The organism is Streptomyces anthophorae (assembly GCF_049310305.1).
In the GTDB taxonomy this organism is placed as follows: Bacteria; Actinomycetota; Actinomycetes; order Streptomycetales; family Streptomycetaceae; genus Streptomyces.
The window spans coordinates 9,251,801-9,277,554 of the sequence record NZ_JBLWQQ010000001.1; the positions used below are offsets into that span (position 1 = coordinate 9,251,801).

Consider the following 25,754-nt stretch of genomic DNA (forward strand, 5'->3'; position numbering starts at 1 on the left):
GCGGTCAGCCCTCCTGCGGGGGAGTGGCGTGCTGCGGGGCCTGCTGACCCTGCGGAAAGTGCGGAGCCTGCTGGCCCTGCGGGGCCTGCTGGCCCTGGGGCGCGTGCTGGTCCTGGGGGGCGTGCTGACCCTGCGGGATCTGCGGCGCCTGATGACCCTGCGGGGCCTGCGCCTGCATGGGGTCGGCGGCCTGGGAGGCCTGCTGGTCCTGGAGGGATGCCGGGGCCTGGGGAGCCTGCGGTTCCTGGCGGGCGCCCCCGTGCCCGAAGTCGAGCACGCCTTCCGCGGTGCGCTCGGCCTTGTGTGCGGCCTCACGCGCGTCTGCGAGCACATCACCGTGCTCGTCGACGAGTCGGTCGTAGATGGGCGCCGGGGCAGTAGACGGTGCGGGCACGGGAAGAGCTCCTGGTCGTCGAGGTCCTGATGTCACCCTGCGGGTGAACAAAAGGGGACCCTACGTCGATCGGGTGACGTGGGTACATCCGGGGTGGGGTTGTAGAACCAGAAACTGTAACTACTAGTATGTACGGCAACGGTGTCGAGTCGCGCCGCGTTCCACGCCCACGGCGAAGGAGTCCACCCGTGCCGCTTGTCCGCATAGACGCCCTCAGGGCCGACCACGACCGCCTTCAGGCGCTGGGGCGCGCCGTGCACGACGCCCTCGGGGAGACGCTCGGCTTCCCGGCCGACGACCTGTTCCAGGTACTCACCAGTCACGACGGCGTGAGCGGCACACTCCGCTACGGCGACTACCTCGGGGTGCGGCGCGACGACGACGTGGTGTTCGTCGGGATCACCCTGCGGGCCGGGCGGCCCGACGGGCAGAAGCGGGCGCTGTACCGGCGGATCGCCGAGCTCGCGCACGCCTACGCGGGAACCGAGCCGCGCAACGTGCTCGTCACGATCACCGAGAACCAGTCGATCGACTGGTCGTTCGGGGACGGTGTCGCCCAGTACGCGCCGGCCGCCGTGGACGGCCGGCGCTGAGGTCTCGGTCCCCGCGGCGCGCTCAGTACTGCTCGGACTGGCCGCCGTCGATCGGCACGACCGTGGCGTTGATGAAGGACGCCTCGTCGGAGAGCAGGAAGGCCACCAGATTCGCGACCTCCTCGGGGCGGCCGAAACGCTTCATCGGGTTGGTGCTGACGAACTGGCGGCCGGCTTCCTCCCAGTTCACCGGGTCGAGCTGCTTGAGGGAGCCCTCGACCATCGGCGTCATGATCGCACCGGGCGCGATGGCCTTCACGGTGATCCCGAAGCGGCCGTACTCCACGCCCGAATTGCGGGTCAGGCCCACGACGCCGTGCTTGGCGGCCGCGTAGCCGGACTGGTTGCCCACGCCGCGGATGCCGCCCACGGACGCCGTGTTCACGACGGTGCCGCTGCCCTGCTCGCGCATGACCGCGAGGACGTGCTTGAGGCCGAGGAAGACGCCCCGGAGGTTGATGTCGACGACGCGCTGGAACTCGTCGCTCCCGAACTCCTCGGTGAGGTTCTGCTTGCCCTCGATGCCCGCGTTGTTGAAGAAGGCGTCGATCCGGCCGTAGGTCCGCGTGGTCTCCGCCACGTAGCGCTCGACCTCCGTCTCGTCGCTGACGTCGGCGGTGAGCGTCAGGACCTCGGCGCCCGGCGTGACCTTCTCGATCTCGGCCGCGCTCTGCGCGAGCCCCTCCGCGTTCACGTCGACGAGCGCCAGCTTGGCGCCCTCGGCCGCGACCCGGAGCGCGGCGGACCGGCCCAGACCCGAGCCGCCACCGGTGATGAGAACGACCTTGCCGTCGAACCTGTTGTTCATTGCGGACCTCCTGATTGGCCTGTGTCGCGGTCCGCCGTCGTCCGGCGGGCCTGTCACTATTCGTAGACGATACGTACTGTCTAGAAATTCCCGTCCGCGGGGATCGGAGCGAGATATGGACGAGTCGACGGCTCCCCGCCCCAGGCGAGGGCGCTATCGGGATCCGCAGGCGCATGCGGCGGTGCTGCGCGCTGCGCGGGAGCTCGTCGCCGACCTCGGGTATCACAAGGTCACGATGGAACGGATCGCCGCCCGGGCGGGCGTCGCCAAGATGACCCTCTACCGCTGGTGGCCGAACAAGGCCGCGGTGATCACCGAGGCCGTCACGGACCAGCTCGCGCCGGGCCCGCTGCCCGACACCGGCTCCGTGCGCGAGGATGCGCGGGCCCATGTCGCCGACCTCGTCAGCACCCTGACGCTGCTCGGTGACCCGAGCGTGGTGGCCGGTGCGCTCGTCGAGCGCGGCGAGGCGGGCCGGGCGGAGCTGCGCGATCTCCTCGTCGCCTGGAGCGAGCCGGGGGTCGTGCTGCTGCGGCGCGGCATCGAACGGGGTGAGCTGCCCGCCGGTCTCGACGTCGGGGCGGTGATCGACAGCTGGCTCGGTTATGCGCTGTACCGCGTGGTCTTCCTCGAGAGCGCGCCGACCGAGGCGGACCTCGCGGGGCTGGTGGACGCGCTGCCGTACACGCGCCGGGAGGGCTGACTGTCTCAACTGCTCTGCATGATCGGCCAGTTGGACGAGCAGTGACTACGCTCGCTGACGTATGGACCGGGCGTATACACCCGGCGTATACATCACGGTATGACCGTTCCTCTGGCGCTTCTCGGGCTCCTCGAACGTGAGTCGAGCCACGGCTACGACCTCAAGCGGAACTACGACACGTACTTCGGCCGCGGCAAACCGCTGCCCTACGGGCAGGTCTATTCGACGCTGCGCCGCCTCGCCCGGGACGGGAAGGTGGCGGTCGGCGAGTCCGAGCCGGGGGAGGGGCCCGACCGCAAGCGGTACGTGATCACCGGCAGCGGTGTCACGCAGGTGGAGACCTGGCTCACCGAGCCGGTCGCCCCCGAACAGCACTTGCAGACCACGCTGTTCACCAAGGTCGTCCTGGCGCTGCTCCTGGAGCGGGACGCCCAGCAGTACCTCGACACCCAGCGGGCCGCCCACATGCAGCGGATGCGCGAGCTGACCGAGCTGCGCCGTACCGGCGAACTCGTCGACCGGATGCTCGCCGACCACGGTCTTTTCCATCTGGAGGCCGACCTGCGCTGGATCGACATGACCGTGGCGCGGCTCGGCGCGCTGGCGGCGGAGGTGCGGTCATGAGCCTGGTCGAGGCACGTGGCGTGGTGCTCTCGTTCGGCAGCACCCCCGCGCTGCGGGGCGCCGAACTGTCCGTGGCGCAGGGCGAGATCGTCGCCGTGACGGGCCCGAGCGGTTCCGGCAAGTCGACGCTGCTGCACTGTCTCGCGGGGATCCTGGTGCCCGACGACGGGGAGATCCGCTACGACGGGCGGCGCATCGACGCCCTGCGGGAGGCCGAGCGCAGCACACTGCGCCGCGACAGCTTCGGCTTCGTCTTCCAATTCGGCCAGCTCGTACCGGAGCTGACGGCCGAGGAGAACGTGGCGCTTCCGCTGCTCCTCGCGCGCGGCCGCCGGACCTCCGCGCTGCGCGAGGCCCGGTCCTGGTTCGAGCGGCTCGGCCTGGCCGGCCTGGAGGGTCGAAGGTCCGGCGAGTTGTCGGGCGGCCAGGCTCAACGCGTCGCGCTGGCACGGGCGTTGGTCGCCCGCCCGCGGGTGCTCTTCGCCGACGAGCCCACCGGGGCACTCGACTCCCTCACCGGTGAACAGGTGATGGACCTGCTGGTCGGCTCCGCCCGCGAGCAGGGCACGACGGTCGTTCTCGTCACCCACGAGCCGCGCGTCGCCGCGTTCGCTGACCGGGAGGTCATCGTCCGCGACGGCAGGGTGACCCCGCTCTCCGTCGAACGGGCCGTATCGTGATGCGGCTCGCGCTCCGCCTCACCGTCGCGGGCGGCCGCGAGGCCCTGGTGCGCCTGACCGTGATCGCCGCCGCGGTGGCCGTCGGCGTCGCGCTGCTGCTGTCCACGCTCGCCGCCATCCAGGCCACCCGCACCCAGAACGACCGCAACGCCTGGCTCAACACCGGCGCCGAGTTCACCCGGAGCAGGGACGCGCGGGCCGCCGACGCCGACCCGCTGTGGTGGCTGCTGCGGGCAGACCACTACGACGGCGGGCTCATCGGCCGCGTCGACGTGGCGGCCACCGGACCGAACGCACCGGTGCCGCCGGGCCTGCCACGCCTTCCCGGCCCCGGCGAGTACTACGTGTCCCCGGCCCTCGCCGACCTGCTGCGCGCCACGCCCGCCGCCGAGTTGAGCGACCGCTACCCCGGCCGCCGGGCGGGCATCATCGGCAGCTCTGCGCTGCCCGGACCCGACTCCCTGATCGTCGTGGTCGGGCACCGCCCCGGCGAGCTGGCAGGGAAGGCGGGCGCCCGACGCGTCACCACCATCGAGACCCACTCGCCCAGCAGTTGCAACGGCCCGAACTGCGACGTCGCCGTCGGCATCAACGCCGAAGGCATGGCGCTCGTCCTCTCCGTGGTCGCCGTGGCACTGATCTTCCCAGTGCTGATCCTGACCGGCACGGCGAGCCGCCTCGCCGCCGCCCGCCGCGAGCAGCGCTTCGCCGCGATGCGGCTGGTCGGCGCGACACCGGCCCAGGTCTCGCTGATCTCGACGATCGAGTCCGCGGTCGCCGCCGTCGCCGGCACGGCGGTGGGCTTCGTGCTCTGGTACGCGCTGCGGCCGCTGGTGGCACACGCCGACCTGACCGGCACGCCGTTCTTCACCGGAGACCTGTCGCTCGGCGCGCTCGACGTCCTGGGAACGGCCGTGGGGGTGCCGGTGGCCGCGGCCGTCGCGGCGCGCGTGGCGCTGCGCCGGGTGCGGGTCTCGCCGCTCGGTGTCACCCGCAGGACCACGCCCCGTCCGCCTCGGGCCCGGCGGCTGATCCCGCTGGCCCTCGGCATCGGGCAGTTGTGGTGGGTCATCGGGCGCGTCCCCGAGGGCAGCTCCGGCCAGATACTCGCCTTCGTCCCCGGCATCCTGCTGATCCTCGTCGGCATCGTCCTCGCGGGGCCGTGGCTGACCATGGCCGGGGCGCGGCTCCTCGTCCGCTTCACCCGCAGGCCGGCGCTGCTCGTCGCGGGGCGGCGCCTCGCGGACGACCCGAAGGCCGGATTCCGGGCGGTCAGCGGCCTGGTGCTCGCGCTCTGCGTCACCAGTACCGCGGTCGGCATCATCACCGCGGTCGTCGCGGAGAGCGGGGTGCCCGAGGACAACGCGGCGTTCGGCAGCTCGGTGGTCGCCAATTACGACCGGCAGTTCGGAGCCCGGTCCGCCGAGCCGCCGCCCACGCTGCCCGCCACGACCCGCTCCGCTCTGGAGTCCGTGCCCGGCGTCCGGGGCGTGCTGGCCGTCCGCACGAACCCGCTGCGCATCCCCGACCCCGTGGAGCCCCGTCCCCCGAAGGGGGCGCCGCCGATCCTGGCGGGCCTGGTCTCCTGTGCCGAACTGGCGCGGATGCCCGCGCACAACGACTGCCGTCCGGGGGCCGATGCGGCCGCCGTTCCACCGGACTTCTCGCGCTTCGGCACGCAGGAGGACCGGGCCTGGCCTGCCGTGTGGCCCGCGGCGGACATCAGCCCGCACCGGCTGCGCACGCTGCCGGTGAGCGAGATCGTGGTGACGACGGACGGCTCCATCGCGGCCGTCGAGCGGGTCCGCACGCTCCTCGCCACGGCGCACCCCCATGAACTGCCGCCGTACACCGTCGCCGAGGACCACGCGCAGCGCTGGAACGACATCGCGGCCTACCGGCAACTGGCCACCGTCGTGATCGTGATCAGCTTCCCGATCGCCGGATGCGGGCTCGCGGTCGCCGTGGCCGGCGGACTGAACGAGCGCAGGCGCCCCTTCGCTCTGCTGCGGCTGACCGGCGTGCCCCTGCGCACGCTGCGCCGCGTGGTCCTCCTCGAGAGCGCGGCCCCGCTGCTGATCGTCGCGGCGCTCGCCATCGGCACGGGCTTCCTGACCGCGCAGCTCTTCCTCCAGGCGCAGTACGGCTACTCGATACGTCCACCGGGCGCCGGCTACTACGGGCTGACCCTCGCCGGGATCGTCGTCTCGCTCGCCGTCATCGCCTCCACGCTGCCGCTGCTGCGGCGCATCACCGGACCGGAGACGGCGCGCAACGACTGACACCGCGGCGCCCGTCCCCGCGGCGGGCGCCGCGCCTCACGTCTCCGTCGCGTCCACCAGCGTCTCCCGCATGAAATTCACCAGCCAGTGCTGCGCCGGAGTGCGGGCGTGCGTGTGCCGGGCGTAGACCGAGACCTGCGCCGGTTCGATGTCGATCGGCAGCTCCAGGAGCCGCACCCGGTGGTCGGCGGCGAACACGCGGCCCACGAGGCGGGGCGCCACCGCCACGAGTTCGCTGTCCTGGATGAGGTACGGCAGACCCGCGAACCGGGTCACGTCCAGCAGGACGCGGTGCAGCAGCCCGTGCGCCTCCAGGGCGCGGCGCGGCCCCTCGTGTCCGGCGGGGCCCGAGACCGTCACATGCTGTTCGGCGCCGAGTGCGGCCAGGTCCACGGAGCGGCCGCGCAGCCGCGGGTGGTCGCGCGCCACCACGGCGACGTACCCCTCGGAGAACAGCGGAATCCGCTCCACCCGCGGCGAGCCGAGCGGCGTCGAGGCGATGAACGCGTCGATCTCCCCACGGCCCAACTGGTCGGCGGCGCCGGTGATGTCGAGCGGCCGCACCGTGAGCGTGGTGCCCGGCGCCTGTCGGGGCAGCGCGGCCATCAGGCGGGGCAGCAGGGCCACCTCGCCCAGGTCCGACAGGCACACCGTGAACGCGGCGCGGGCCGTGGCCGGGTCGAAGGTGTGCGCGCCGCTCACCGTCGTGTCGATCTCCGCGAGGGCGCCGTGCAGCGGCTCGTACAGGGCGCGCGCCGTGGTCGTCGGGGCGAGGCCCGCGCCCGTGCGGCGGAACAGCTCGTCGTCGAAGCGGCGGCGCAGTTTCTGGAGCCCGTAGCTGACCGTCGGCTGGGTGACGTGCAGGGCTTCCGCGGTCGCCGTCACGCTCCGGGTCTCGTAGAGCAGCACGAAGGTGCGCACGAGGTTGAGGTCGAAGTCCCGCATGATCCGTCCACTCTACGAGGGGTGTTATCGATGCAGTCTATGAAGCAGGTGGGCAACATTGATTGGAGCATGGTCGGCTTTATTTCTAGGCTCAACCACATCACCGCCGGTCAAGGAGGAGTCTGCGCATGCCGACCGCACGCCGGATCGCCCACGCGTTCCTCGAGCGCCAGGGTCTGACCACGATCTTCGGGAACCCGGGATCGAACGAACTGCCCTTCCTGGCGGGACTCCCGGAGTCCTTCCGCTATGTCCTCGGCCTGCACGAAGGCGTCGTCGTCGGCATGGCCGACGGATATGCCCAGGTCACCGGCCGCCCCGCACTCGTGAATCTGCACGCGGCCGCCGGTTCGGGCAACGCGATGGGCGCGCTCACGAACGCCGTGTACGCACGCTCGCCGCTGGTCCTCACGGCAGGCCAGCAGGTGCGCTCCGCCATCGGCCTGGAGGCGATGCTCGCCAACGTCGACGCCCCGCAGCTGATGCGCCCGCTCGTCGGCCACTCCGCCGAACCGGCCTGCGCCGCCGACGTCCCCCGCTCGCTGGCCCAGACGGTCTTCGAGACCGAGCTGCAACGCCGCCCGAGCTACCTGTCCGTGCCCTACGACGACTGGGACGCCGAGCTGGACCCGCAGGCCGGTGAGGTCCTGGAGCGGCGGGTGCGGCGCGGCCTCGTCCCGGACGAGGCACAACTCGACGACCTCGTACGAGAAGTGGGTGAGGCCCGCAGCCCCGTGCTCGTCCTCGGGGGTGACATCGACGCCACGGGCCTGTTCGAGCGGGCCGTGGCCTGCGCCGAACACCTCGACCTGCCGGTGTGGGTGGCACCGTCGCCGCACCGCCTCCCGTTCCCCAACCGGCATCCGCTGCTGCGCGGTGTGCTGCCCGCAGGCATCGGCGCGGTGTCCTCCGCGCTCGCCGGGCACGACCTGGTGCTCGTCCTCGGCGCACCCGTCTTCCGCTACCACCAGCACGTGCCGGGCCCCTATCTGCCGGACGGCGCCCGGCTGATCCAGGTCACCGACGACGCGGGCGCCGCGGCCCGCGCGCCGATGGGGGAGGCGCTGGTCGCGGACCCGGGCCCCGTGCTGACGGCGCTGATGGCCCGACTGCCTCAACGTGCAAGCAAGGCAGGGGAGTTCACGCCCCCGCCCGAACCCGCCACCGTCCCGGGAACCGCCCTCCACCCCGAGGAGGTCTTCGCCGCCCTGCGCGACACCCAGCCACCCGACACCCGCTACGTCGTCGAGTCCACCTCCACCAACGGCGCCTGGTGGCGGCAGATGGACCTGCGCCACCCCGGCTCCTACTTCTTCCCGGCCTCCGGCGGACTCGGCTTCGGCCTGCCCGCCGCCGTCGGCGCGGCGATGGGCGACCCGGACCGTCCGGTCGTCGCGGTCGTCGGCGACGGCTCCGCCAACTACGGGATCACCGCGCTGTGGAGCGCCGCCCACTACCGGGTCCCCGTCACCTTCCTCATCCTGCGCAACGGCACCTACGGCGCGCTGCGCTGGTTCGGGAAGCTGCTCGACACCCCGGACGTGCCGGGCACCGAGATCCCCGGCCTCGACTTCACCGCGCTCGCCGCGGGCTACGGGGTGCCCGCCACCGCCGTGACCGAACTCGCCGAGCTGCGCGAGCAGTTGAAGAAACCCGCGACCGAGGGGCCCCGCCTCATTCAGGTCGACACCCACCCCACCTCACCGGAGTGAACATGACTCTCCTCGAAGACCCCGTATGGCACGAACGCATCCACCTCGACGGCTGGACCGCGGGAAGCGGGGGCACGACCGCCGTCGTCGAACCCGCCACCGGGCAGACGCTCGGTGCCATCGGCAGTGCCACCGCCGATGACGTCGCGCGCGCCGCGGCCCGCGCCGCCGAAGCGCAGCGGGAGTGGGCCCGCACCTCGCCCGCCGAGCGGGCCGCCGTGCTGCGCAGGGCCGGTGACCTGTTCGCCGAGCACGCCGAGGAGATCAAGGACTGGATCGTCCGCGAGGCCGGCTCCACCCGCGCCAAGGCGACCGTCGAGACCGACTTCGCCGCCGCCGAGTGCTACGAGGACGCGGCGCTGCCCGCGCACCCGCTCGGCGACGTGCTCAGCAGCGCCGAGCCCCGCTGGTCGTTCGCGCGCCGCGTGCCCGCGGGCGTCGTCTCGGTCATCGCACCGTTCAACTTCCCGCTCATCCTCGGCATCCGTTCCGTCGCGCCCGCGCTCGCCCTCGGCAATGCCGTGCTTCTCAAGCCCGACCCGCGCACCGCGGTGTGCGGCGGTGTCACCATCGTCCGCATCTTCGAGGAGGCGGGCCTTCCCGAGGGCCTGCTCCATCTGCTGCCCGGCGACGCGAGCGTCGGCGCCGCCGTCGTCGAGGCGCCCGAGGTCTCCGTCGTCTCCTTCACCGGCTCGACCGCCGCCGGGCGCAAGGTCGGCGAGGCCGCCGCCCGGAACCTCAAGAAGGTGCACCTCGAACTCGGGGGCAACAACGCCCTCGTCGTCCTCCCGGGCGCCGACATCCCGGCCGCCGCCTCGGCCGGAGCGTTCGGCTCGTACCTCCACCAGGGCCAGATCTGCATGGCGACCGGCCGCCACCTCGTCCACGAGTCGCAGGCCGAGGAGTACGTGGCGCTGCTCGCGGAGAAGGCCGCTAACCTGCCCGTCGGCGACCCCGCCCAGGGCGACGTCGCGCTCGGCCCGATCATCGACGGGCGGCAACTCGCCCACATCGACAAGGTGGTGACCGACAGCGTCGCCGCCGGCGCGAAGCTCGCCGCGGGCGGCAAGGCCGACGCCCCGTACTACCCGGCGACCGTCCTCACCGGCCTCGACGACGACAGCCCGGCCTGGCGCGAGGAGATCTTCGGCCCCGTCGCGCCCGTGCGCACCTACCGCGACCTCGACGAGGCGGCCCGCATCGTCGACGCCTCGCCGTACGGCCTGTCCGTCGGCATCCTCGGCGACGTCGGCACCGCGATGACCCTCGCCGACCGGATCCGCTCCGGCAAGGTCCACATCAACGAACAGACCGTCATGGACGAGCCCGCCGCGCCCTTCGGCGGCGTCGGCGACTCCGGCAACGGATCACGGTTCGGCGGCGCGCAGGCCAATATCGAGGCGTTCACCGAGACGCAGTGGGTGACCGTGCGCCCGCAGATCGCGCCGTACCCCTTCTGATCCCCGCGGAAGGGGCCAGTCCCTTCACGAAGTCCCCCGCCCCCCCCCCAGGAGCAGCGCGTCCCCGTCCCCATCCGCTCAATCCGGCTAGGAGCACGCCAATGACGACGTCTCCCATGCGGGCAGCCAGCACGGCGGTGCTGTGCTGGCTGACCGTTCTGCTCGAGGGATACGACCTGGTGGCGCTCGGCGCCACCATTCCCACCCTGCTCAAGACGCACCACCTCGGCTTCACCGCCGCCGACGCCACCGCGGTCGCCACCGTGTCCCTCGTCGGGGTCGCGGTCGGCGCCGCGGGGCTCGGCCCGCTCACCGACCGCTTCGGGCGGCGCGGCATGCTCATCGGCTCGGTGCTGCTGTTCTCGGTGTTCACCCTGGTGACACCGCTCGCCCCGAACGTGGCCGTGTTCGGTGTGCTGCGCTTCCTCGCCGGGCTCGGCCTCGGCGCCTGCATGCCGGTCGCCCTGACCGTCATGTCGGAGAACCTGCCCGAACGCCGCCGCGCCAGCGCCAGCACGTTCACCATGACCGGCTACCACGTCGGCGCGGTGCTCACCTCGCTGCTCGCGCTCGCCGTCGCCGGTGACTGGCACTGGCTGTTCTACGGCGGGGGAGTCGCGGGCCTCCTCGTCGTCCCGCTGATGTGGTGGAAGCTGCCGGAGTCCGCCGCCTATCTCGCCGCCCAACAGCAGCCCGAGGCCGAACGCATCGGCATGCGCGACCTCCTCGGCCCGCGCATCCGCCGCACCACCCTCGCGGTGTGGGGCGGCTCGTTCATGGGCCTGCTGCTCGTCTACGGGCTCAACACCTGGCTGCCCCAACTCATGCGCAGCGCCGGCTATCCGATCTCCCGCTCCATCGCGCTGCTGCTCGTCCTCAACGTCGGCGCCGTCATCGGGCTCGTCGTCGCGGGCGTCGTCGCCGACAAGTACGGCATCCGGCGCATCGCGCGGATCTGGTTCGCGGCGGGCGCCGTGCTGCTCGCCGTCCTGAGCCTGCGCATCGAATCCAGCCTGCTCCTGAACGCGCTGGTCCTGCTCACGGGGGTCTTCGTGTTCTCCGCGCAGGTCCTCATCTACGGGTACGTGGCCCATGTCTTCCCGGCCCGCACCCGCGGCACCGCGCTCGGCCTCGCCTCCGCGGTGGGCCGGCTCGGCTCGATCACCGGTCCCTTCGTCACCGGCGCCCTGGTCACGGCGGGCATCGCCCACCCGTGGGGCTTCTGGTTCTTCGCGGGCGTCGCGGCACTCGGCCTCGGCGCGATGCTGCTCCTGGCCGCTCCTTCGGCCGAGGACCGGGCGAGGACACCCAGCGCGGCGTACACCGGCTGACCGGCGCCGCGTTCACCGGCTGAGCGACCCCGACAGGGCGGCCGGACCGCGTGCCAGACTCGCCCCCATGAAGATCAGAGACATCCGGGACGGGGACTGGGAGCGGATCTGGCCGTTCTGGCGGCGGATCGTGCGCGCGGGCGAGACCTACGCCTGGGACCCCGACACCAGCGAGCCCGAGGCCCGCGCCCTGTGGACCGAGGGCGCGGGCAAGCGCGTCCTCGTCATGGAGGACGACGCGGGTGACGTCGTCGCCACCGCGTACGTGAAGCCCAACTACGGCGGTCCCGCGCGGGACATCGCCAACGCCGGTTTCATGGTCGACCCCGACCAGGGCGGCCACGGCCACGGCCGCGCGCTCGCCGAGCACGTGCTTGAGACGGCCAGGGCGGACGGCTATCGCGCCATGGTCTTCAACGCCGTCGTCGAGACCAACCCGGCGGTCCGGCTGTGGACTTCGCTCGGCTTCACGATCCTCGGCACCGTGCCCGCGGCGTACGACCACCCGCGGGACGGCAGGGTCGGGCTGCACATCATGCATCGCGCGCTATAGGCCCTGGTGGGGTGGGGCGGACGCGGGCCATCCGCTGAGTTAGGGTTACCTAACCAGCGGGGTGGTCACCGGTCCCCGCGCCCCTGCCTGCCTTCAAGGAGTCCGCATGACGGCGACCCCCGCCGCCGAGCAGCCGACCGCCCCCACACCTGCCAGGCCCCGGGACCCGCGCCGCTGGCTCATCCTCGGCGTGATCTGCCTCGCCCAACTCGTCGTCATCCTCGACAACACGATCCTCAACGTCGCCGTCCCCACCCTCACCGACGACCTCGGCGCAGGCACCGCCGACGTGCAGTGGATCATCAACGCGTACGTCCTGGTGCAGGCGGGGCTGCTGCTCGCGGCCGGGGCCGCCGCCGACCGCTACGGCCGCAAGAAGCTGCTCCTGACCGGCCTCGTACTGTTCGGCGCGGGCTCGCTCGCCGCCGCACTCGCCGACAGCACCGGACAGTTGATCGCCGCGCGCGCCGGCATGGGCGTCGGCGGGTCCCTGCTGCTGACCACCACCCTGGCGGTCGCCGTGCAGGTCTTCGACGACGACGAACGGGTCCGCGCCATCGGCGTCTGGGCCGCCGTCAACGCCCTCGGCTTCGCGGCGGGACCGCTGGTCGGCGGCGTCCTGCTCGCCCACTTCTGGTGGGGCTCCCTGTTCATCGTCAACGTGCCCGTCGTGCTGCTCGGCCTGTGCGCCGTGAGCTTCCTGGTGCCGGAGAGCAGGGTCGAGCGGAGTCACCGCCCCGACCTGCTCGGCGCGCTCCTGTCGACGGTCGCGATGGGCTCGCTCGTCTACGCCGTCGTCTCGGGACCCGACCACGGCTGGTCCTCCCCGTACGTGCTCGCGGGCGCGGGGATCGGCGCGTGTGCGCTGATCGGGTTCGTGCTGTGGGAGCGGCGCGTCACCGACCCCATGCTCGACATGAGCTTCTTCCGCAACCGGACGTTCACCGGTGCCGTGATCGGTGCCGTGCTGATCACCTTCGGCAGCGGGGGAGCGCTCTTCCTGCTCACACAGCAGCTCCAATTCGTCCTGGGGTACGGGCCGTTGGAGGCCGGTCTGCGCACCGCGCCATTCGCCCTCACCGTCGTACTGCTCAACTTCACCGGAGTGTCCGCCCGGTTGAGCAAGCGACTCGGCATCCCGGGGTCCGTGGCCGTCGGCATGACCCTGCTCGCCTGCGGGCTCGCCGCGGTCGCCCTCGCCGGGCGGGTCGTGGACGGGTACGGAGGCCTGCTCGTCGGTCTCGTCCTCATGGGCATCGGCTGTGCGTTCGCCAACCCGGCGATGGCCGTCGCCGTGATGGGCTCGATCCCCCGCGAGAAGGCGGGGGCGGGCGCCGGTATCCAGGGCACGGTCACCGAGTTCGGCAGCGGCCTCGGCGTCGCCGTCCTCGGCGCCGTGCTCAGCGCCCGCTTCTCCGCGCTCGTCCCGGTGGCCGCCGCCTCGCTGCCCGCCGCCCTCGCCGCGAGCGACTCGGCGGCCGAACGCCGCACGGTGACGCGGGCGTTCGGCTCCGCCCTGGAGACCGGTCAGCTCGTGGGCGCGGCGGCCGTGCTGACGGGCGGCCTGGTGGCGGCCACGCTGCTGCGCCGCGCGGAACACGCGGCGCAGCCGGAGGCCGAGGTCGAGGCCGGTACGGACGCGGCGGTCACAGATCCAGCGTGAGCCGCTCGCCCCTGGCCCGCGAGACGCACACCATCATCGTCTCGTTGGTCTCCCGCTCGGCGGCCGTGAGCACGCTGTCGCGGTGGTCGACCTCCCCGGCGAGCACATCCGTCTCGCAGGTGCCGCACGTGCCCTCGGTGCAGGAGTAGAGCACCTGGACCCCGGCCTCCTGCAAGGTGGCGAGGATCGTCCGGTCGGCCGGGACCTTCAACGTCCGTCCGCAGGAGGCGAGTTCGACCTCGAAGGCCGTGTCGCCGCTGGTGTCGACGTCCGCCGGGGTGAAGCGCTCCGTGCGCAGCGCCTCGGCCGGCACCAGTTCCTCGACGGCGGCGAGCAGCGGCTCGGGCCCGCAGGCGTAGACGAGTTCACCGGGCCGCAGATCCGCGAGGACCGCGGGGAGGTCAAGCAGGCCCTCGACGAGTTCGATGTGCCCGCCGGGGTGGCGGGCGGTCAGCTCCTCGGCGAACGCCATCGTTGCCCGTGAACGGCCCCCGTAGTGCAGGGACCACGCGGCGCCCCGCTCGGCCGCCGCGGCCAGCATCGGCACGATCGGTGTGATGCCGATGCCGCCCGCGACGAACCGGTACGCGGGCGCCGGTTCGAGCCTGAAGTGGTTGCGCGGCCCACGGGCGCGCACGGCCGCGCCTTCCTTGAGCTCGCCGTGCACATGCGCCGAACCGCCCCGCCCGTCCCGCTCGCGGAGCACGGCGATCCGCCAGGAGTGCGTGTCGCCGCCGCACAGCGAGTACTGCCGTTCCAGGCCCGCGGCCTCGGAAAGGATCAGGTCGATGTGGGCGCCCGCCTCCCACGCGGGCAGCGGCGCGCCGTCCGGGCGGCGCAGCAGCAGGGAGACGACGCCGTCGGCCTCCTGACGGCGTTCGGCGACGACGAGGTCGTAGGTGTCGAGCGGGTCGCTCACGGGGTGCGGTCCTTCGGTTCGAGGGTCTGCGGATGGTCGGGATGGGCGAGCATCCACTCCCACATGGCGACCGGGTCCTCGCTGGTGTGCCGCTCGCCGCAGTGGCAGTGGCCGTCCAGGACGTCGGTGCCGGGGAGCCATTCGATGCGGAAGACGGGCCGTGTCATCCGGCGGCCAGCTTCCCGAGGATGCGGCGCGCGGCCAGGCCGCCCGTGTCGATGTTGATGCTGAGCTCCTGGTAACCCTCGGGCTCGGTGTCCAGGGTGCGCTGGAGCAGATTGAGCGCGTCGACGTCCTGCATCACGACCTTGTGGTTGAAGTCCCGCAGGAACGTGGTGACTTCCTCGTCCTCGGTCGCGAAGTTCCGTGACACCGCCCAGAAGTCGTACACCTTGCCGGGCGAGGACGGCGTGATCGCGTACGTGATCTCCGTGCGGAACGCGGGCGTCTCCTGCCCCGACGGGCTGATCGTGCTGTGCAGCAGATACAGGCACGGCGCGTGGTACTCGATGTCCTGGCGCCGGTCGATGCGGCCCTCGATGCCGGTGGAACGGGCGTAGAACGGCGGGCACTCGGCGTCCTTCATGTGCCGCGACACCCGCACGATCCCGGACTCCTCGTCGACCTCCGTGGCGATGGGTGTCTCGGCGACCTCCGGTGTGCCGATGTAGCCGCCGTGCAGGTACGTCTCGTGGGAGAGGTCCATGAGGTTGTCGACGAGCAGCATGAAGTCGGCGTCGATCGGCTCCATGCCCTCCACGGTCACGAAGCCGTCCGCGACCAGGTGCGGGGCCCGCGGGATCGCACTCGTGTCGGCCTGCTCCGGGTCACCGACCCACACCCACACCATCCCGTCGACCTCCGCGACCGGGTACGAGCTCACCCGCGCGGTCCGCGGCACCCGCTTCTGTCCCGGCACGAACACACAGGTGCCCGTCGTGTCGTAGGTGAACCCGTGGTACCCGCACACCACCCGGTCACCGTCGAGCCCGCTCGCCGACAGCGGGTAGCGGCGGTGCACACAGCGGTCCGCGAGGGCGACAGGGTCCCCGGCCTCGGTGCGGTAGAAGGCGATCGGCTCGCCGAGGATCGTGCGGCCGAGCAGTTCCCTGCCGACCTCCTTCGACCATGCGGCGACGTACCACTGGTTGCGGGCGAAGGCCGAATAGGCGGTCATGACGGGCGTCCCTCCTGTCACCGCGCGCGGCTCCGTCGCCGCGCGTCACGGAACACCCTGGTGACCTGGGCCACAGCCCCACAACGCCACTTCCGTCAGACGGAAGCCGAGGGCGCGGTCGAGGCGGGCTGCCAGCCCAGAGCGCGCGAAATGCCGCGTCCCGCCAGCTGCACCGCCGGGATCAGCGCAGGCGTCCGCGCGCCCTCGACCGGTACGACGACGGAGACCGCGGCGACGACATCACCGCGCGGTCCGCGCACCGGGGCCGCCACCGACAGTGCGTCGTCCGTGATCTGACGGTCACTCACGGCGACTCCGCTGCGCCGCACTTCGGCCAGCATCCGGCGCAGCCGATCCGCCTCGGTCACGGTGTAGGGAGTGAACGCGTCGAGCCCGCCCTCGGGGTAGCGGTCCTGAAGATCGAGGCCGCCGTGCGCGAGCAGCACGAGCCCGACACCCGTCGCGTGCAGCGGCCAGCGCGCGCCCACCCGCGAGTGCACGCCCACCGCGGAACGGCCCGACAGACGCTCGATGTAGACGACCTCGTGGCCGTCGCGCACGGCGAGGTGCACGTTCTCGTGCGTCGACTCGTACAGGTCCTCCAGGAACGGCAGCGCCGCCTGCCGCAGGCCGAGACCGCGCGGGGCGAGCGCCGCGATCTCCCACAGCCGCAAACCCACGTGGTAGTTGCCCGCCTCGTCGCGCTCCAGGGCGCCCCAGCGCGAGAGCGCGCCGACGAGCCGGTGCGCGGTGGGCAGCGGAAGATCGGCCCGTTGCGCGAGCTGGGTCAGGGTGAGCGAGGGGTGGTCCTGGTCGAAGGCGCCGAGCGCGTCGAGCAGCCGGTCGCTGGCGGAACGGGTCACGACCTCCCCCTACCCGGTCGGGCAGCGGTCGCGGAGGAACTCCAGGAGCACGGCGTTGAACAGCTCGGGCTGCTCCACGCCCGGCAGGTGTCCAGCGCCGTCGACCACCCTGAGCACCGAGTCCGGCACCAGCTTCACCATCTCCTCGGAGTCCGCGACCGGCGTGTATGCGTCGTCCGCGCCGACCACGACGAGTGCGGGGACCCGGGCCGCCGCGAGGCTGTCGCGGTAGTCGGGGCGCTCGGCCCGCCCGCGCAGCGCCGCCGCGGCCCCCCGCGGGTCGGTGACCTGCATCATGCCGAGGACATGGGCGGCGACATCCGGCAGTGCGGCCACGTTGTAGCGCGCGAGCATCTTGTCGATGACCTCGTCCGCGTACCCGCTCATGCCCTCGGCGAGCAGCCGCACCGCGAGCCGGTTGCGGTGGACCTTGCCCTCCGGTGTCTCCGGCGGCGCCGAGGTGTCGGACAGGACGAGGGCGCGGGTGCGGTCCGGGTGCCGCAGATGGAACTCCATCGCGATCTGGCCGCCCATCGACACACCGCCGATCACGGCGGAGCCGATCCCCACCTCGTCCAGGAGCGCGGCGGCATCGTCCGCGAAGCGCGCGAGCAGCACCTGCCCCGGAGTGACATCGCTCTCCCCGTACCCGCGCAGATCGGGCGTGAGCACCCGGTACCCGGCCGCCGCGAGCGCCTCGGCCTGCGGGGCCCACAGGGTCCGGTTGAACGGATGCCCGTGGAAGAGCACGACCGCCACCCCGTACGCGGGGCCGAAATCGTCGTACCGCAAAACGGTGCCATCCAGCGTGAATCGGGGCATTGCCTGCTCCTGGTTGGGTTGGTCCCGCGCGGGGTGTGCCGGAACCGTACGGCGCGGGCGTGGGCATGATCAAGAGTGGGAACCGCCCGGGGCGGGGGCGCCGGGGGAGCCCCGGAGGGCGCGAAACCCCTGGGCAAGGCCCCTCCATACACTGGTGGCATGACGCGGCGGGGCCGTGCTCCGCCGCCCCGCACACCGCACCACCGAACCAGGAACCACCGTGAACGTCCAGCATCACCGGCCGACGGCCACCAGCACCCCGCCCGACATCCGCCTGGTCGTCACCGACATGGACGGCACGCTCCTGGACGGCGACGGAAACGTGCCGGACTCCCTGTGGCCGCTCCTGACCGAACTGAGCGACCGCGGCATCGCCTTCTGCCCCGCCAGCGGCCGGCAGTACGCCACCCTCGCCGCGCAGTTCGACGCCGTGGACGACGGCGGCATGGTCTACGTCGCCGAGAACGGCGCGTACGTCGTGCGCGGGGGCGCCGAGCTCAGCTCCGACCCGCTGGAGCCGTCCGTCGTCGAGTGGATCGTGAAGTCGATGCGCGAGCTCGTCCACGAGGGCGGGGCCGACGCGGGCGTCGTCGTCTGCGGGAAGCGGTCCGCGTACGTGGAGCGCTCCGACGAGGCCTTCATGGCGCAGGTCCGCACGTACTACGCCGCCCACGAGATCGTCGACGACGCCACCGCCGTCGAGGACGAATTCGTCAAGGTCGCGCTCTTCGACTTCGGCAGCGCGCAGGACACCACCGCCCCGCTCCTGGCCCCGCTCGCCGACTCGCACCAGGTCGTCGTCTCCAGCCACCACTGGATCGACGTCATGAACCCGGCCGCGAACAAGGGCGCCGCCGTCCGCAGGCTCCAGGACGCCCTCGGCATCACGCCCGCGCAGACCATGGTCTTCGGCGACTACCGCAACGACCTGGAGATGCTGGACACCGCCGACTGGTCCTACGCCATGGCCAACGCCCACCCCGACGTCCTCGCCCGCGCCCGTCTGCGCGCCCCGGCCAACACCGAGAACGGCGTCGTGCGAACGGTCCGCGACGTGCTCGGACTCACGGTGCAGGCGTAAATTACTGAACCGTAACCTTCCCGGCGCTACCCGCGGTAACGGTGATCTGGATAACGTCCGGCAAGGCGCGTGGTGGCGGTGGGACGACCGCCTCGAGCGCGTCGTCGGCCTGCCCGAAGTTCCGGCCGACAGCCGCCAGGCGGGGGTGAACCCCCGCCCGTAGACCGGAGGTTCGCCATGCCCGCCGCCCCCACCCGCCTGCTGGCCGCCGCCGTCACCGTCGCCGCGTGTGTCGGCGCCCAGGCGGCGCCCGCCGCGGCCGCCACCGGAGCGGGCGACTCCGGCGACACGGTCTCGCGCGGTGTCACCATCCCCGCGTTCTACAACCCGCCCGCCGAACTGCCCGGCGACAACGGGGCGTTGATCCGCAGCGAAGGGCTCCCGCTCGCCCTCGGCCTGCCCGGCCTGAACGGCCCGCTGCCAGGCAGGGCGACCCGCATCATGTACAGGACCACCGACTCCAACGGGAAGCCCGCCGCGTCCACGGGCGCGTACATCGAGCCCAGTGCCAAGTGGCGCGGTGCGGGCCCCCGTCCGCTCGTGGCGCTCGCCCCCGGTACACAGGGGCAGGGCGACCAGTGCGCCGCGTCGATGGGCCTGGAGCACCCGGTCCGGTTCAACGGGCAGACCCTGGTGGCCGGTTACGAGGACCTGGCGATCTACCGGCTCCTCGCCAAGGGCGTCGCCGTCGTCGTCACCGACTACATCGGCCTGGGCACCACCGACCGGCTGCACACCTACGTGAACCGGCTCGACGAGGCCCACGCGGTGCTCGACGCCGTGCGCGCCGCCCGCGCCCTCAAGTCCGCCACCATCACCACCGGTTCGCGCGTCGGTCTCTTCGGCTACAGCCAGGGCGGCGGTGCGACCGCGGCCGCCGCCGAACTCCAGCCCACCTACGCGCCCGATGTCACGCTCTCCGGCACCTACGCGGGCGCGCCGCCCGCCGACCTGACCGCGACGACCAAGGCCATCGACGGCACCGACCTGGTCGGCGCGCTCGGCTGGTCGCTCAACGGGTTCCTGCAATCCGACCCGGAGCTTCGGGCCATCGCCGACAAGCACCTCAATGACAAGGGCCGGGCCGCCCTGAAGGACCTCTCCACGGCGTGCGTCGGCGACGCCATCCTCGGCTACTCGTCCCGGAAGAGTTCGGACTGGACGAAGGACGGCAAGAGCCTCGAGGAGATCATCAAGGCCGAACCGCGCCTCCAGGAATTCCTCGCCCAGCAGCGCATCGGCGACATCGAGCCGCAGAGCCCGGTCCGCGTCGCCACGGGAGTGAGCGACAACCTCGTCCCGCACGGCCAGGCACGCCAGTTGGCCGTCGACTGGTGCGGGCGCGGCGCCCAGGTCACGTACAAGCCGGTGAAGATCCCCGACGTCGGCCGCGCGCTGATCAACCACTTCGCCCCGCTGCTCACCGACCAGGGACCTGCGATCAACTGGCTCACCGACCGCCTGTCGGGCGAACCGGCCACTTCCACGTGTGCCGAGCTCCCGTCGCAGAAATGACCGCGCGGGCGGGTGCGGGGCCGTGGCACGATGACCGCCCGCCGCATCCGCCCGAAGGGAACCCCGTGCCCCGCGCCGTCACCCTGATCCGTTCCGACGCCCTCTCCGATGTCGCCGAGTACGCCTACGCGGCCACCGCGCCGGCCGGGGCGCGGCTCGTCTTCCTCGCCGGTTCCTGCCCGTTGGCCGAGGACGGGTCGACCGTCTCGGTCGGTGACTACGCGGGTCAGGCGGCGCAGTGCGTCGCGAACCTGCGCGTCGCCCTCGACGCGGCCGACGCGGTCCTCGACGACGTCATCAGTACCCGCGTCCTGGTCGCGTCGACCCGGCGGGAGGACCTGGTCACGGCCTGGCAGGTGGTGCGTGACGCCTTTGGCGACCACGACGTGCCGAGCACCTTGATGGGTGTCACCGTGCTCGGCTACGCGGACCAGCTCGTCGAGGTCGAGGCGGTCGCCGCGGTGGTCGACTGAGAGTGCGAAGGCCCCGACTCCCGTGCAGGACACGGGAGTCGGGGCCGATGCGTCTCGAACCGATCAGGCCGATGTCACCTTCACCGGCTCCGTCTCCGCCGAACTGTGCCGCTCCGCCCAGTTCTCCAGGGCCGTGCGGCACGCATGGTCCAGGTGGTGGAGTCCGGTCAGGTTCAGTTCCACGGGCCGGTCCTGCGGGAGCGCCTCCAGGCTGTCGAGGATCTTCGGCAGCTTCAGGAAGGTCGCGTTGCCGGACAGGTGTGCCTGCACCGGACCCGCGCCCTTGTCTATGACCTCCAGCTTGATGTGCGAGGCCTCCCAGGCGGTCTTCACGACCGACAGGGCGAGGCCGATGAGCACACCCTCGAACATGCTGACCGCCACGATCGACACCGCGGTGACGCCCAGGATCAGCGCCTCACCGCGATGCTCGCGCCACAGCGGCACCAGTGCCCGGACGGGCACCAGCTTCGCCCCGGCGTGCACGAGCACACCCGCGAGCGCCGGGATGGGGATGTAGGCGAGCAGCGCGGGCAGCAGCGCCGCGAACAGCAGCAGCCACACACCGTGCATGACACGCGAGGCCTTGGTCTTGGCGCCCGCCTGCACATTGGCCGAGCTGCGCACGATCACCGCGGTCATCGGCAGTGCGCCGAGCACACCGCACACCGCGTTGCCCGCACCCTGCGCGAGCAGTTCCTTGTCGTACTGGGTGCGCGGACCGTCGTGCATCCGGTCCACGGCCGCCGCGCTGAACAGCGACTCGGCGGACGCGATGAGCGTGAACGCCACGATCGTGCCGAGCACACCGACGGCGGCGAGCTCACCGAACGCGTCGAGGGGCGGCGGCTGGATCGAACCCAGCAGACCGTTGACCTCGACCATGGTGACGGGCGCGTCGAACACGAACGCCGCCAGCATCGCGAGGCCCACCGCGGCGAGCGGACCCGGAACCACGCGGGCCTTGCGCGGCATGTATTTCCAGCACACCAGGACCGCGACGGTCCCGGCGCCCAGGGCGAGCGAGGCCAGCGCGCTCGTGCTGCCGAGCGCGTCGATGAACGCCTCCGGGAGCCCCGCTATCTTGCCGAGTCCGGACTCCGGGGCCTTGGCGTCGAGCACCGAGTACATCTGGCCCGCGATCAGGACCAGACCGATTCCGGCGAGCATGCCCTCGACGACCGAGACCGAGATGGCCCGGAAGTAGCGGCCGACCTTCAGCGCGCCCATGAGGACCTGGAGCAGGCCGGTGGCCAGCACGATGACACCGAGGACCGGCAGACCGAACTCGCGCACCGCTTCGTACACGAGCACGGTCAACCCGGCGGCAGGGCCGGACACTTGGAGGCTGCTGCCGCGCATCAGGCCGGTGACGATGCCACCGACGATGCCGGTGATCAGGCCGAGTTCCGCGGGCACACCGGAGGCGACGGCCACACCGACGCACAGCGGCAGTGCCACGAGGAACACGACGAGCGAGGCGGTGAAGTCCGCCTTGAGGTGCGGGAACTTGGGGGCGGACTTGGGGGTTCGGGTGTGGGGGGTGGTATCGGTCATGGCGGCGCTCACAGAGTCTCGAAAGCGTCGCTGTCGACGCGGTGTTCGCGGACGCCGCCGGTGTGCACCTCGTAGTACCAGCCGCGCAGGGTGAGGCGGCCGTCGGCGAGCCGGCGCTCCACACACGGGTAGGAGCGCAACCGCAGCAGCTGGGCGAGAACGTGCTGTTGAACGGCCTCGGAGACCGTGACATCGGCGGGGTCGCACGCTCCCGGCTCGTCCGCGGCGTGCGCGAGCCAGTCGCGGACGGCGGGTACGGCCGCGAGGTCGTCGCCGCGCACCAGCGCGCCGATCGCCCCGCAGTGCGAGTGACCGCACACGACGATGTCCTGGACGCCGAGGACCTCCACGGCGTACTCGATGGTGGCGGTCTCCCCGCTGGGGCTGCCGCTGGTGTACGGGGGCACGATGTTGCCCGCGGTGCGGAGCTCGAACAGCTCACCGGGGCGCGCGCCCGTGATCAGGGCCGGCACGACGCGAGAGTCGGAGCAGGTGATGAAGAGTACCTGCGGGGACTGGCCGTCGGCGTGACTGGCGAACTCCTCAGGGCGCGAGCCGAAGGTACGGGCGTTGTCGATGAGGGGCTGCATGTGTGGTGATTCCTCCTGGCGCGCCTGCATGGCGCGTCGGACGGGCAGGACAGGTCGGAACAGCTGTGCCTGTCAGCAGCGAAACACCTGGAGGGAAGCCGCTGACAGTTCGTCGATGGATCTGTCCGGGCGGGTGTACGAGGCGCGGGAGGAGGTGTGTGCGTGCGCGGAGGGGCCGTCGGGCACCGGTGACTGGGTGCACGGGTACGGGAGTTGACCCGTGCGCGCTGCCGCCCGGTGCCGGTCGCGGCCGCGGATCACCTCGGCCGGGCCCTGGGGGGCCGACACCTCGCCGTTGCAGGCCCGCACCTCGGCCGGGGTCGCGGCCGGGGTGTGTGCGGGAGCGAACGCCTGTGCGGACGCGGGCAGGGGAAGCGCGAGCAGTACGGCGAACAGAAGGGCCACCACTGAGCGCCTCTTCCCACCTCGGGACATGTTCCCCCCTCACGCCTCTCTCGCCAAGAACTCGTCAACGTACGGTCAACTGATGGTCAAGAGACAGGTTAACTCTGCAAAGGTGGCTCGTGGGTTAACTGGGTGTTTCGTCTCAAAGGATGGGTGAAAGATGCGGGTGTTTTGGCGCGAATGACACCCCTACACTCGCGATCATGACTCACACGGCGACAGACACCGAGACACCTCAAATCCCCGACGACACAACCCTGTTCGGCACCATGGCCACGATGCGCGCCATGCGTAGGCTGCGCCCGGAACCGGTTCCCGACGAAATGCTGGAAAGGCTGATTCAGGCAGCCGTGTGGGGACCCAGTGGCGGCAATATGCAGCGCTACGAATACGTCGTGGTCACCGATCCGGCGGTCATGGCCGAATTGGAACCATTGTGGAGGCGCTGTGTGGACGCCTACTTGGCGACCACCGGCAAGTACGCCCCCGAGGGCATGGACGAGGCGGCGTACGCGCGGATGGTCGCCGCCATCGAGTACCAGCGCGACCACTTCGCCGAGACGCCGGCGCTCGTCATCCCCTGCTACCAGTTCCCGCCGCCGCGCGTCGACGACGAGGGGCTGCTCGCCTCCGTCACCGCACTCGGCCCCGAGGCGGCCGCCACGATAGCGAGCACGCAGGAGCGCTTCGCCGCGCTCGCGGAGGGCTCCTGCGTGTACCCCGGCGTACAGAACCTGCTGCTCGCCGCGCGCGGCCTCGGCCTCGCCGCCAACATCACCATCTGGCACCTGATGCTGGAGGACGAGTGGAAGGCCGCGCTCGGCATCCCCGACGACATGCGGACGTTCGCCGCCATCCCGATCGGCTGGCCGCTCGGCCGGTTCGGCCCGGTGCGCCGCAGGCCCGTCGCGGACGTGGTGCACCGCGACCGCTGGTAGGCCCCGCGCTCACCCGTCGGCCGCGCCCCGGTCGAGCCGGATCTCGCGGCCCTTCCAGCGCATCCGCAGCCAGCGGTCGTGGCAGGCGACGACGATGGCGCCGGGACCCGCGCCCAGCGCGTCCTCCAACTCGTCGCACAGCGTGGGGGACAGATGGTTGGTCGGCTCGTCGAGCAGCAGCAGTTCCGGCGGGTCCGCGACGAGCAGCGCGAGCGCGAGCCGGCGTCGCTGGCCGACCGACAGCCGGCCCACGGGCTTGGCGAGGTCGGCCGGGCGCAGCAGGCCGAGGTCCGCCAACGGCACGGCCTCGGCCCGCGCGAACCCGAGCTCCCGTGTGTACGTGTCCCGGGCCGTCAGCTCGGGCCGCTCGAACACGGAGTCCTGGGCGAGCATCCCCACCGACAGGCCGGGGCGCCGCTGTATCTCGCCCCGAGCGGGCAACCGCCCGGCCAGGACCGCCAACAGGGTCGACTTCCCACTGCCGTTGGCGCCGGTGACCAGGAGCCGGTCCTCGGGTGTCACGTCGAGGCGGTCCAGTGCCAGCCGCCCGGGCACCTGAACCGCGCGCAGGGACACCAGCGGCTCGTCGATGTCATCGGCGCGCAGGTCGGTGAGGCGGTCGGGCCGGAAGCGCAGTGGTGGCGGGGGCGCGGCGACCTGGCCGCGCTCCAGGTCCTCCAGGCGCCGGGTCGCGTTGCGGACCCGGCGGGAGATCTGGCTCTGCACCCGGTTGGCGCGGACGCCGTAGCCCATCTTCTCGTTGTCCCGCGGACCGCGGTCCGGGGCGACACGGCGCGCCGAGACACCCGCCGCGTGCCGCAGCGCAACCAACTCCTCCTGCTCCTCGTCGAACCGCCGCTCCCACCGCTCCCGCTCGGCCCGCTTCTCCGCGAGGTAGGCGCTGTAGATGCCGCCGAACCGCACGGGACCGTCCACCGCCGGATCGAGGTCCACGAGGTCCGTGCAGACGGCGTCGAGGAACGCCCGGTCGTGGCTGGCGAGGACCACCACGCCGGGCAGCGCCCGCACCTGTTCCTCCACGAACAGCGCCGCGGCGTCGTCGAGGTGGTTCGTCGGCTCGTCGAGCAGCAGCGCGGCGGGACGGCGTACGAGCAGTGCGGCCAGGGCGAGCCGCCCGCGCTGGCCGCCGGAGAGCGAACCCAGGGGCCGGGTGTGCGCGAGCGCCCCGAGGCCGAGACCGGCCAGCGTGATCTCGGCGCGCCGGTCCGCGTCCCAGGCCTCGTGCTCCCGGGCGCTCTCGAGCAACTGGCCGTAGGTGTCGAGGAGTTCGGGGTAGCTGTCGGAGTCCTCCGGGGTGTCTGCGAGCCGACCGCCGAGCCGGTCGAGTTCGGCGAGTTCGGCGCGGGTCTCGCGCAGCGCGTCGTCCAGCACGTCCGCGAGGGTGTGCGTGCCGTCGTAGGGCGCCTCCTGCTGGAGGAAGCCGAGGTCGGGCGGCCGGACGACGCTGCCGGAGTCGGGGGTGTCGACCCCGGCGAGCAGGCGCAGCAGGGTCGACTTGCCGACCCCGTTCTCGCCGATCAGGCCGATCCGGCGGCCGGGCGCCGCGGTGAGCGACACACCGTCGAGGACGCGGCGGGTGCCGAAGGTTCGGGTCAGGTCGTGGGCGATGAGGGCGGGCTGAACCATGAGATGTGTTCCGTTCGAC

26 protein-coding genes are annotated in these 25,754 nt (G+C 72.2%); 14 read left to right on the top strand and 12 right to left on the bottom strand.

Annotation, left to right across the window (positions count from 1 at the left end; translation table 11 throughout):
• Nucleotides 1-4: 4 nt before the first annotated feature.
• Entirely contained in the window at nucleotides 5-394 is a 390-nt protein-coding gene (locus tag ACNYS0_RS42195; RefSeq protein ID WP_422482148.1) for a hypothetical protein, read from the bottom strand.
• A 188-nt stretch (nucleotides 395-582) separates the two neighbouring features.
• On the opposite strand from ACNYS0_RS42195, the gene ACNYS0_RS42200 reads away from it, so the two are divergent.
• Nucleotides 583-987 carry a tautomerase family protein gene (locus ACNYS0_RS42200; RefSeq protein ID WP_422482150.1) on the top strand — a complete coding sequence of 135 codons (405 nt, stop codon included), beginning with the start codon at nucleotides 583-585 and terminating at the stop codon, nucleotides 985-987.
• A 22-nt stretch (nucleotides 988-1,009) separates the two neighbouring features.
• On the opposite strand, the gene ACNYS0_RS42205 is transcribed toward ACNYS0_RS42200, so the two are convergent.
• A complete protein-coding gene (locus tag ACNYS0_RS42205) occupies nucleotides 1,010-1,795 on the bottom strand; it encodes a glucose 1-dehydrogenase (RefSeq protein ID WP_422482152.1) in 786 nt (261 codons plus the stop codon).
• A 115-nt stretch (nucleotides 1,796-1,910) separates the two neighbouring features.
• On the opposite strand from ACNYS0_RS42205, the gene ACNYS0_RS42210 reads away from it, so the two are divergent.
• The 4 genes from ACNYS0_RS42210 to ACNYS0_RS42225 all read left to right on the top strand — a co-directional run bounded on the left by ACNYS0_RS42210 (nucleotide 1,911) and on the right by ACNYS0_RS42225 (nucleotide 6,084).
• Nucleotides 1,911-2,498 carry a TetR/AcrR family transcriptional regulator gene (locus ACNYS0_RS42210; RefSeq protein WP_422482154.1) on the top strand — a complete coding sequence of 196 codons (588 nt, stop codon included), beginning with the start codon at nucleotides 1,911-1,913 and terminating at the stop codon, nucleotides 2,496-2,498.
• A gap of 99 nt (nucleotides 2,499-2,597) precedes the next feature.
• Complete coding sequence (locus ACNYS0_RS42215; protein WP_422482156.1) at nucleotides 2,598-3,122, top strand: PadR family transcriptional regulator; 525 nt, start codon at nucleotides 2,598-2,600, stop codon at nucleotides 3,120-3,122.
• A complete protein-coding gene (locus tag ACNYS0_RS42220) occupies nucleotides 3,119-3,802 on the top strand; it encodes an ABC transporter ATP-binding protein (protein ID WP_422482158.1) in 684 nt (227 codons plus the stop codon). The genes ACNYS0_RS42215 and ACNYS0_RS42220 overlap by 4 nt, the downstream gene beginning before the upstream one ends.
• A complete protein-coding gene (locus ACNYS0_RS42225) occupies nucleotides 3,802-6,084 on the top strand; it encodes an FtsX-like permease family protein (protein WP_422482160.1) in 2,283 nt (760 codons plus the stop codon). Before ACNYS0_RS42220 ends, ACNYS0_RS42225 begins: the two co-directional genes overlap by 1 nt.
• A 36-nt stretch (nucleotides 6,085-6,120) precedes the next feature.
• Here ACNYS0_RS42225 and ACNYS0_RS42230 read toward each other — a convergent pair whose 3' ends face one another.
• Entirely contained in the window at nucleotides 6,121-7,029 is a 909-nt protein-coding gene (locus ACNYS0_RS42230) for a LysR family transcriptional regulator (RefSeq protein WP_422482162.1), read from the bottom strand.
• A 128-nt stretch (nucleotides 7,030-7,157) separates the two neighbouring features.
• Here ACNYS0_RS42230 and mdlC point away from each other — a divergent pair, with 128 nt between their 5' ends.
• From mdlC to ACNYS0_RS42255, 5 genes are all read left to right on the top strand, one after another.
• The gene (gene mdlC, locus ACNYS0_RS42235) at nucleotides 7,158-8,741 is read left to right on the top strand and encodes a benzoylformate decarboxylase (protein WP_422482164.1); all 1,584 of its coding nucleotides are present in this window, start codon (nucleotides 7,158-7,160) and stop codon (nucleotides 8,739-8,741) included.
• A 2-nt stretch (nucleotides 8,742-8,743) separates the two neighbouring features.
• Nucleotides 8,744-10,201: an aldehyde dehydrogenase family protein gene (locus ACNYS0_RS42240; RefSeq protein ID WP_422482166.1), complete on the top strand. Its 1,458-nt coding sequence runs from the start codon at nucleotides 8,744-8,746 to the stop codon at nucleotides 10,199-10,201.
• A gap of 101 nt (nucleotides 10,202-10,302) precedes the next feature.
• Nucleotides 10,303-11,532, top strand: coding sequence for an MFS transporter (locus tag ACNYS0_RS42245; RefSeq protein ID WP_422482168.1), 1,230 nt, complete (start codon nucleotides 10,303-10,305; stop codon nucleotides 11,530-11,532).
• Nucleotides 11,533-11,599: 67 nt separating this feature from the next.
• Nucleotides 11,600-12,085 (top strand): GNAT family N-acetyltransferase, encoded by a 486-nt coding sequence (locus ACNYS0_RS42250; protein ID WP_422482170.1) that lies wholly within the window; start codon nucleotides 11,600-11,602, stop codon nucleotides 12,083-12,085.
• 106 nt (nucleotides 12,086-12,191) lie between these two features.
• Complete coding sequence (locus tag ACNYS0_RS42255) at nucleotides 12,192-13,748, top strand: MFS transporter (RefSeq protein WP_422482172.1); 1,557 nt, start codon at nucleotides 12,192-12,194, stop codon at nucleotides 13,746-13,748.
• Here ACNYS0_RS42255 and ACNYS0_RS42260 read toward each other — a convergent pair.
• The 5 genes from ACNYS0_RS42260 to ACNYS0_RS42280 all read right to left on the bottom strand — a co-directional run bounded on the left by ACNYS0_RS42260 (nucleotide 13,732) and on the right by ACNYS0_RS42280 (nucleotide 17,529).
• Entirely contained in the window at nucleotides 13,732-14,667 is a 936-nt protein-coding gene (locus ACNYS0_RS42260; RefSeq protein WP_422482174.1) for a PDR/VanB family oxidoreductase, read from the bottom strand. The genes ACNYS0_RS42255 and ACNYS0_RS42260 overlap by 17 nt on opposite strands.
• The gene (locus ACNYS0_RS42265; protein ID WP_422482176.1) at nucleotides 14,664-14,834 is read right to left on the bottom strand and encodes a hypothetical protein; all 171 of its coding nucleotides are present in this window, start codon (nucleotides 14,832-14,834) and stop codon (nucleotides 14,664-14,666) included. The genes ACNYS0_RS42260 and ACNYS0_RS42265 overlap by 4 nt, the downstream gene beginning before the upstream one ends.
• Complete coding sequence (locus tag ACNYS0_RS42270) at nucleotides 14,831-15,844, bottom strand: aromatic ring-hydroxylating dioxygenase subunit alpha (protein WP_422482178.1); 1,014 nt, start codon at nucleotides 15,842-15,844, stop codon at nucleotides 14,831-14,833. Before ACNYS0_RS42270 ends, ACNYS0_RS42265 begins: the two co-directional genes overlap by 4 nt.
• A 95-nt stretch (nucleotides 15,845-15,939) precedes the next feature.
• Entirely contained in the window at nucleotides 15,940-16,707 is a 768-nt protein-coding gene (locus ACNYS0_RS42275) for an IclR family transcriptional regulator (protein WP_422482180.1), read from the bottom strand.
• A 9-nt stretch (nucleotides 16,708-16,716) separates the two neighbouring features.
• On the bottom strand, nucleotides 16,717-17,529 hold the full coding sequence (locus ACNYS0_RS42280) for an alpha/beta fold hydrolase (RefSeq protein WP_422482182.1): 813 nt from the start codon (nucleotides 17,527-17,529) through the stop codon (nucleotides 16,717-16,719).
• Nucleotides 17,530-17,749: 220 nt separating this feature from the next.
• On the opposite strand from ACNYS0_RS42280, the gene ACNYS0_RS42285 reads away from it, so the two are divergent.
• From ACNYS0_RS42285 to ACNYS0_RS42295, 3 genes are all read left to right on the top strand, one after another.
• Entirely contained in the window at nucleotides 17,750-18,610 is an 861-nt protein-coding gene (locus ACNYS0_RS42285; protein ID WP_422482184.1) for a Cof-type HAD-IIB family hydrolase, read from the top strand.
• A 177-nt stretch (nucleotides 18,611-18,787) separates the two neighbouring features.
• Nucleotides 18,788-20,125, top strand: coding sequence for an alpha/beta fold hydrolase (locus tag ACNYS0_RS42290; RefSeq protein WP_422482186.1), 1,338 nt, complete (start codon nucleotides 18,788-18,790; stop codon nucleotides 20,123-20,125).
• 65 nt (nucleotides 20,126-20,190) lie between these two features.
• The gene (locus ACNYS0_RS42295; protein ID WP_422482188.1) at nucleotides 20,191-20,598 is read left to right on the top strand and encodes a RidA family protein; all 408 of its coding nucleotides are present in this window, start codon (nucleotides 20,191-20,193) and stop codon (nucleotides 20,596-20,598) included.
• A 63-nt stretch (nucleotides 20,599-20,661) separates the two neighbouring features.
• Here ACNYS0_RS42295 and ACNYS0_RS42300 read toward each other — a convergent pair whose 3' ends face one another.
• The 3 genes from ACNYS0_RS42300 to ACNYS0_RS42310 all read right to left on the bottom strand — a co-directional run bounded on the left by ACNYS0_RS42300 (nucleotide 20,662) and on the right by ACNYS0_RS42310 (nucleotide 23,153).
• Nucleotides 20,662-22,155: a SulP family inorganic anion transporter gene (locus tag ACNYS0_RS42300; protein ID WP_422482190.1), complete on the bottom strand. Its 1,494-nt coding sequence runs from the start codon at nucleotides 22,153-22,155 to the stop codon at nucleotides 20,662-20,664.
• A gap of 8 nt (nucleotides 22,156-22,163) precedes the next feature.
• Nucleotides 22,164-22,745 carry a carbonic anhydrase gene (locus ACNYS0_RS42305; RefSeq protein ID WP_422482192.1) on the bottom strand — a complete coding sequence of 194 codons (582 nt, stop codon included), beginning with the start codon at nucleotides 22,743-22,745 and terminating at the stop codon, nucleotides 22,164-22,166.
• 72 nt (nucleotides 22,746-22,817) lie between these two features.
• The gene (locus tag ACNYS0_RS42310) at nucleotides 22,818-23,153 is read right to left on the bottom strand and encodes a hypothetical protein (protein ID WP_422482195.1); all 336 of its coding nucleotides are present in this window, start codon (nucleotides 23,151-23,153) and stop codon (nucleotides 22,818-22,820) included.
• A gap of 200 nt (nucleotides 23,154-23,353) precedes the next feature.
• Here ACNYS0_RS42310 and ACNYS0_RS42315 point away from each other — a divergent pair, with 200 nt between their 5' ends.
• Nucleotides 23,354-24,088, top strand: coding sequence for a nitroreductase family protein (locus ACNYS0_RS42315; protein WP_422482197.1), 735 nt, complete (start codon nucleotides 23,354-23,356; stop codon nucleotides 24,086-24,088).
• Between the two features lie 9 nt (nucleotides 24,089-24,097).
• Here the strand turns inward: ACNYS0_RS42315 and ACNYS0_RS42320 are convergent, their stop codons facing one another.
• A complete protein-coding gene (locus tag ACNYS0_RS42320; protein WP_422482199.1) occupies nucleotides 24,098-25,735 on the bottom strand; it encodes an ABC-F family ATP-binding cassette domain-containing protein in 1,638 nt (545 codons plus the stop codon).
• Between the last annotated feature and the right edge of the window lie 19 nt (nucleotides 25,736-25,754).